The 6,168-nt window shown below is 30.4% G+C and carries 8 protein-coding genes; 1 reads left to right on the top strand and 7 read right to left on the bottom strand.

From position 1 onward, the window contains the following. Positions 1–306 precede the first annotated feature (306 nt). Positions 307–1,692 (bottom strand): DUF4932 domain-containing protein, encoded by a 1,386-nt coding sequence (locus AC4AGG_RS14865; RefSeq protein WP_489772803.1) that lies wholly within the window; start codon positions 1,690–1,692, stop codon positions 307–309. A gap of 87 nt (positions 1,693–1,779) precedes the next feature. Here AC4AGG_RS14865 and AC4AGG_RS14860 point away from each other — a divergent pair, with 87 nt between their 5' ends. Continuing rightward, on the top strand, positions 1,780–2,538 hold the full coding sequence (locus AC4AGG_RS14860; RefSeq protein WP_489772802.1) for a response regulator transcription factor: 759 nt from the start codon (positions 1,780–1,782) through the stop codon (positions 2,536–2,538). Between the two features lie 360 nt (positions 2,539–2,898). On the opposite strand, the gene AC4AGG_RS14855 is transcribed toward AC4AGG_RS14860, so the two are convergent. The 6 genes from AC4AGG_RS14855 to AC4AGG_RS14830 all read right to left on the bottom strand — a co-directional run. Continuing rightward, positions 2,899–3,168 carry a hypothetical protein gene (locus AC4AGG_RS14855; protein WP_489772801.1) on the bottom strand — a complete coding sequence of 90 codons (270 nt, stop codon included), beginning with the start codon at positions 3,166–3,168 and terminating at the stop codon, positions 2,899–2,901. Further along, entirely contained in the window at positions 3,162–3,626 is a 465-nt protein-coding gene (locus tag AC4AGG_RS14850; RefSeq protein WP_489772800.1) for a hypothetical protein, read from the bottom strand. The genes AC4AGG_RS14855 and AC4AGG_RS14850 overlap by 7 nt, the downstream gene beginning before the upstream one ends. A 249-nt stretch (positions 3,627–3,875) precedes the next feature. Beyond that, the gene (locus AC4AGG_RS14845; RefSeq protein WP_489772799.1) at positions 3,876–4,046 is read right to left on the bottom strand and encodes a hypothetical protein; all 171 of its coding nucleotides are present in this window, start codon (positions 4,044–4,046) and stop codon (positions 3,876–3,878) included. A 4-nt stretch (positions 4,047–4,050) separates the two neighbouring features. Further along, positions 4,051–4,533: a hypothetical protein gene (locus AC4AGG_RS14840; protein WP_489772798.1), complete on the bottom strand. Its 483-nt coding sequence runs from the start codon at positions 4,531–4,533 to the stop codon at positions 4,051–4,053. Between the two features lie 297 nt (positions 4,534–4,830). Then, a complete protein-coding gene (locus AC4AGG_RS14835) occupies positions 4,831–5,418 on the bottom strand; it encodes a DUF6705 family protein (RefSeq protein ID WP_489772797.1) in 588 nt (195 codons plus the stop codon). A gap of 11 nt (positions 5,419–5,429) precedes the next feature. Continuing rightward, positions 5,430–6,168: hypothetical protein (locus AC4AGG_RS14830; RefSeq protein WP_489772796.1), on the bottom strand; the 739-nt coding region annotated here is incomplete at its 5' end.

Here is a 6,168-nt window from a genome sequence, read left to right as displayed (position 1 = left end):
TTATAAGTTCATTTAGTTCTCTCATTTGTGAGTAAGAAAAATTTATAATCAATAATAAAGTTAAAATCAAGATTTTCAGTTTCATACGTGCTTTTGGATAATTGCAGACAACGAAAAAGCATTAGCGAAGGACGGGCTTTTGCAACTGAAATTTCAACTAAAAACCGAACTAAGCAATTGCTTTTTTCGTGAAACTAAATTACAAAAAAATGTGAAGCGAAAAAGCAATTGCGACAAAATACCATAAAACGCTCAATGGTGGAATTCAACCCCGTCTTTTGCTAATACACTGTTAGTGGCAGTTTTTTATTTCATATTTTTAATAATTTCGCTCACTTTTTCGTCAAAGGGTTTATTTAGATACTCGTTGTAGTACCAATATTCTAAATGTTCAACAATTTGTGGAAGATAGATGAAAGAATTATTTTTCACGTTATCTACCAAAATTTCATTAGCTTTTTTAGCGTCATTCAATAGTTTAGCAATAACGATTTCGTTTGCTCGCACAAAATGCTCGTAAATACATATTTTCCAATCATTATATGCTTGTTGACTCATTCTATCTCTAATTGCTTCAAAGAGATATTCTTTTTCTTTAAGGATTTTGGAACTGACTTTATCAATCGTTGGATTTACGAAAGAGTGTCCAAATTCATGAACACATATTGTTCGTAGGGAAGTAGGATTATTGAAACCTAAGTTTAGGCTTCGGATATTATTGATTTCTTCAGGCTTTTGGAATGCTGCAAAAACATTTCCAATCATATTTTTTGAACCGACTCCAAAGCCCATTCCAAATGACAGTGTTAAACTTGGATATAAATTATAATTATCAACGCTTTGGCTATAAAAGTTTTCCATTTCTGTGATGAAATTTTCTTTTGGAATATTATGTGAAACTTCCAAAATCATTTCATTGTAGTAAGTTTTGTATTTTTTCAAAAATTCTGCAAAATGAATTTCTTGGTATAGGTTATTAAAAGCAGAAATAAATTTTTCTTCATCTTGTTTTGAATCAAAAAGATTTGAATAATCATCATTTTTCAATTTTGCATTTGGAAAGTCATCCAAATTTAAAAACAGATTTGAAAATTGCAGGAAGAAGGTTTTGTCAAGATAAAATTTAATGGTCTTTAAATTTTCAGAATCTAAATATGGTTTAAATTCATTTGCTATCTTTAGATTGATTGCATATAAATCTCTAACCTTTGTTTCTTTTCCGTTGATATTAAAAATCTGGTCATCTGAGATACTTGCAAAATCATTATAATTGATAAGAAAGTAAGACAATGCCAACAGTTCAATATTTGTATTGTAGTTGACATTTATTTGTTTTTCTTTAAATATTGGGTATTTTAAATTAAAAGAACCATTTGCTTGTTGACCTTTAATTTTTATTTCTACATTATTTTTTAGTGGAATTTTTGTGTGATTTATTTTATTTAAGTCTGGAATTTTTGAATCATTTTCAAAAAGTTCTAATGTTCCCTTTGAATTTTCTAAGTTAGAATTTAAATAAACCAAATGATTTGGGTTTGAATTAAATTTTATTTTTTCGATTCCGTTAAAGTTTTCAAAACTAGCTTTCCAAGAATCTTGGTTTTGATTACTATTAATATTCTTTGTTATAGATGAACATGAAACTGTAAGAGTAGCTAAAACAAATAATGCAATTTTTTTGTTGTTTTTCATTTTATTTTGATAAGAGTAATTAATCAAGGTAAAAATAGTTAGTTTTGTGATTAACAATTACTACACAAAAAGGTAGTTTTTAGAAAAATGAACAAAAAGGATAAGTTTTTTACTTCTTTAAATAGGATTGATAATATTAATGATGAGTTTGTAGAAACTGCTATTAAATATACAGATTTTATAGATGCTTATTCAAAACTCACACATCAAAGTATTTATATAATCGATTACAAAGAACAAGGTTTTGATTTCGTGTCTGAAAATCCATTATTCTTGTGCGGTTATAAAAAAGAAAAAGTATTAGAGATGGGTTATGATTTTTATATACAAAATGTACCCAATGAAGATTTGGAACTTCTTTTAAAAATTAATGAAGTAGGGTTTACTTTTTTTGATAAATTACTACTTGAAGAAAGGAAACTTTATACAATTTCCTATGATTTTCATTTGAATAATGAAAGCAAAAGACAAATTCTAATAAATCATAAACTTACACCTCTAATTCTGAACTCTAAAGGTAAAATTTGGAAAGCACTTTGTGTTGTGTCCTTATCAACTAATCAAAATTCAGGCAATATTTATATCCAAAAGCAAAATAGTAATGCGGTTTGGAAATATGATATTAGTTTGGATGCTTGGATTGAAGAAGAGAAAATTAAGTTGACAGAACGTGAGACTGAAATTTTAGAACTCTACTCTCGAGGTTTTAAAATTAATGAGATAGCAAAAAAGTTATTTATTTCTGAAAATACCGTTAAGTTTCATCGAAAGAAATTATTCGAAAAAATGGATGTCAATAATATTACCGAAGCACTTTCTTACGCTTTAAACTTTAAGATTCTATAAAATCAACAATTTAATTTTAAGCGTAATTTTTTGAAATTGCCACTAACGACCGGCGGATTTGCGAAGTTCCACAAAAGTGGGACGGCGCGCATCTGCGGATGTAATCCGCCGGTCGATGTGCAAAATTCCTGATGCGCTAGCTTGGGGTGGAATTTTGCACATCGAAAAAGTATTAGCGAAGGCGGGCGAAAAGTGAACTGAAAGTTCAGTTTTCAACCAAACTGAGCCAATGCTTTTTCGGTGAAGTGAAATTACAAAAAAATAACGAAACCGAAAAGCAGTGGCGACGAAGAATATTCAAATTTTCAATTTGAGTATTCAAGCCCGCTTTTGCTAATACACTGTTAACCGCAGTATTATTTAAACGTAATCATATCCAACCTCTTTGATTCCCTTAAAATCTTGTTTTGATTTCCGTTTCTTTAAGATTCCACTTTCTTCAAGTTCTGACAGAATTGTCTTTAATTTTGAAATTGTAGTTTTATTTTCAAGAATAAATTTATGTTCCGATACTGGAAAACCGAACCGTTTCAGTAGGTTTATTGGTGTTATAACAAATTTATTATCAATTTGCTGTAGCGTTAAAAATTCAATAATCTTTAGTTTGTCAAGCTCTTCAATATTTACCATTCTCTCCAATTTTCAGTTATATCGTCTTCTGGTTTATTGTAGCCTTTCTCACTACTTGCCAATACTATTATTTCAGCAATTTGCTCTCGCTCAGAAGTTTCAATAAGGCTACAATCTGTTTTTTCATTTAGTTTATTCAGTCTCTCAACTGTATGTTTCACTATTTTCATTCCATCTTTCGATTTAGAACTCTTAATTTCACCAATATATTCTTTCAGAATCATTTCGCATTCGTCAATATCCTTTCTTGAGTAGTTAGGTTTTGATAATTCCATAAATTCAATCATAGATTTTCTCAAGTCAGAAATTTGCTTTGAATAGTTTGGCTTCATTATATTATTCTCTTGCTCAATTTCTTTGACTTTAGTTTCAGTTTGTCTTGTCTGTTTTTTCTGTCCGTCACAAGATTGAATTATAAAAATAAAAATGATTAAATATGGAATTGATTTTGGTTTCATTTCGTGAATTTTATTATGGAAACCGCTTTGAAAATATTGCGGTTAACGAAAAAGTATTAGCGAAGGCGGGCGAAAAGTGAACTGAAAGTTCAGTTTTCAACCAAACTGAGCCAATGCTTTTTCAATGAAGTGAAGTTACAAATAAAAAACGAAACCGAAAAGCAGTGGCGGCGAAGAATATTCAAATTTTCAATTTGAGTATTCAAGCCCGCTTTTGCTAATACACTGTTAGGCGATGTGCTTTTCCACCTACTTTTTAACAGCGGTTCTTTTAACCCTCGATTTTGTTTTAATCAATTTCTTGGATTGCTCATCTTTGTACTTTCTAATAAAATCAGAAATTTCTTTTCTATCTTTATCTGTTAAAGGTTCGCTTTGAATGACAAAATCAACACCTTTAGGTTCTTTTATAAATCCCATTTTTTTAAGTTTTAAAATATTTATCAACCAAAAATTTAGAAGAATGAGTTGGAATTATCATTCTCTGTCCACCAAAACGAAATGCACCAAGTGTTTTTTCGTAATGTTCAATCAATCTTGTTTTTGCGGTAAAAACTACAAATCCTTCAAAACCTCTTTGGAATGATGTTTTGCAAACAAACGCTACAAGATTTCCAGCGACACCATCATAAACTTTATTTACTCCAATATTGAAAGGTGCATTTTCTAATAAATTCATATAAATATGGTCGGATTCGATGGAAAAGCTTACCAAACCTTGAATTACATCAGTGTTTTCTTCAATTGAGAGTTTGTAAACTTCTACTTTATCATTTTCTAATTCTGTTCTCCAATTGAAGTTCCAACCGTTTTTCTTTGTTATTTTTTTTAGGTCAGATTTGGTTAAACGAGTTACGACAGTACGAAAACTGTCGCCTGTTATAACGTTTTGAATCGAATTTGTCAATTTATCGATTACAAAATCAAGTTCAATATTTGAATTACTTTTCACAAAGTAAATATACGAAATTTTCTTTTGACAACCGTTATTTTCGCATATCGCCTAGCGAAAAAGTATTTATGCAGTGCGGACTAAATATGACAAATATTTCAATAATCATAAAACTAAACAAAAACCATTTCTCTTTTTGCTAAACTACGAAAATTTGTAAAAAGGAAATGGTTTTTGTGAATTAATCAGACCAACTGTTGTATTATGACTTCAACTCCGCATTGCATAAATACCATGTTGGCAGAAGTGGTTTTATTGTTTTGTCAAAATCATTTCTTTGGGGAAAGTACTCCCATTTAATGGCATATTTGGTGGGTTTTGAACGCCTGTTTGCTTATTAACCGTTACAACATGCTCTACATAGAACATTCTCATCTTGATTTGAGTTGGAGAAAGGCTTTCTAATAGAACATCAAAATCTTTATACTTTTTGTAGTCTCTAAAAGCGATAGAGGTTATTTGGTTATGACAATTTAATGTGAATTTAACCTTTATTCCATAATCTTCATTCAAATCATCAGTTGATGTATCGGCAATTAGTACTCCATTTTCCCAATACTTATAGTAGCCAACCAGTCTGTCTTTGTAATAATCATCATTACCAGTTTGGTTAAAATGGTGTTTCTGTTTTATCAAAGTGAGTTGAAACTCTCTGCTTGCATTTATCCACTTCCAAGTTCCGACAAATTTATCCATTTCGTTGGTAGTGTCTTTTAAATAATAATCTGGACTGGTGTGGTTGTATATTTTATTGCATTCCAATAATGGAACGATGACATTCTGTGCTTTACAAGATAAAAAAGCAAAAGTTGTAAGAGTTAATATAATTATATTTTTCATTTTTTGATAATTTAAGGTTGCGGACAAGGTGTTTTTTGTATGGTTACACCACCCTCTGTAGAAGTTAGTTTTTTCCATTGGTTATTTTCATATTGATACAAAAATATAGAATTAGAACCAATCTTACTACTGCTCATTACTTCCATAAAGAGTTTCTCCGCTTGGTCTGCAGTGTAATCTATATTGGTTACCATTCCTGCTTCGTCTTTATAAATGTCCCAAATTTTTTCCTCTGCTCTTAATCTCCCTTCACTTGTATCCAAATCCAGTCCATCAAATAAAGAATCAAGATTTGCAAGATCTTGTACTCTTAAGGCATAAACTGTGCCGTTGAAATTGGCAAGAAAACTACTAAATTCATTTTTCCTGAAAGGAACCAACATTTTATAATGTTCATACAGTGTAACAATATCCTTATGAGAAAATATAGGAATAGATTCAGGAGGGTGATTATGGGCTTCAGCAACATCATAGTTTGATAAGGAGTTTGTCACTACTTTAGTTCCATCGGCAAGTGCTGTTGCCGAACCCGAGGTTACGGAATAAGTGATTTTGTTTTTAAATTTTTCAACCGTGAAACTGGTTTCATGTTTATCTGGATCTATCTTAGTTACTCTGTTACTAATACTATCTAATTTTGCTTTGAAGACAGTATCATCCGTCTTTTCTTTTAATCTTTCACAGTCTGTTTTGATTTCTTCGGTTTCAACTGTGGTTAAATTCAATTGTGTTGGCGTTCCTCCCAATTGG

The sequence above is a fragment of the Chryseobacterium sp. CG10_8 genome (assembly GCF_058117085.1).
This window is presented reverse-complemented; position numbering and strand designations above follow the sequence as displayed.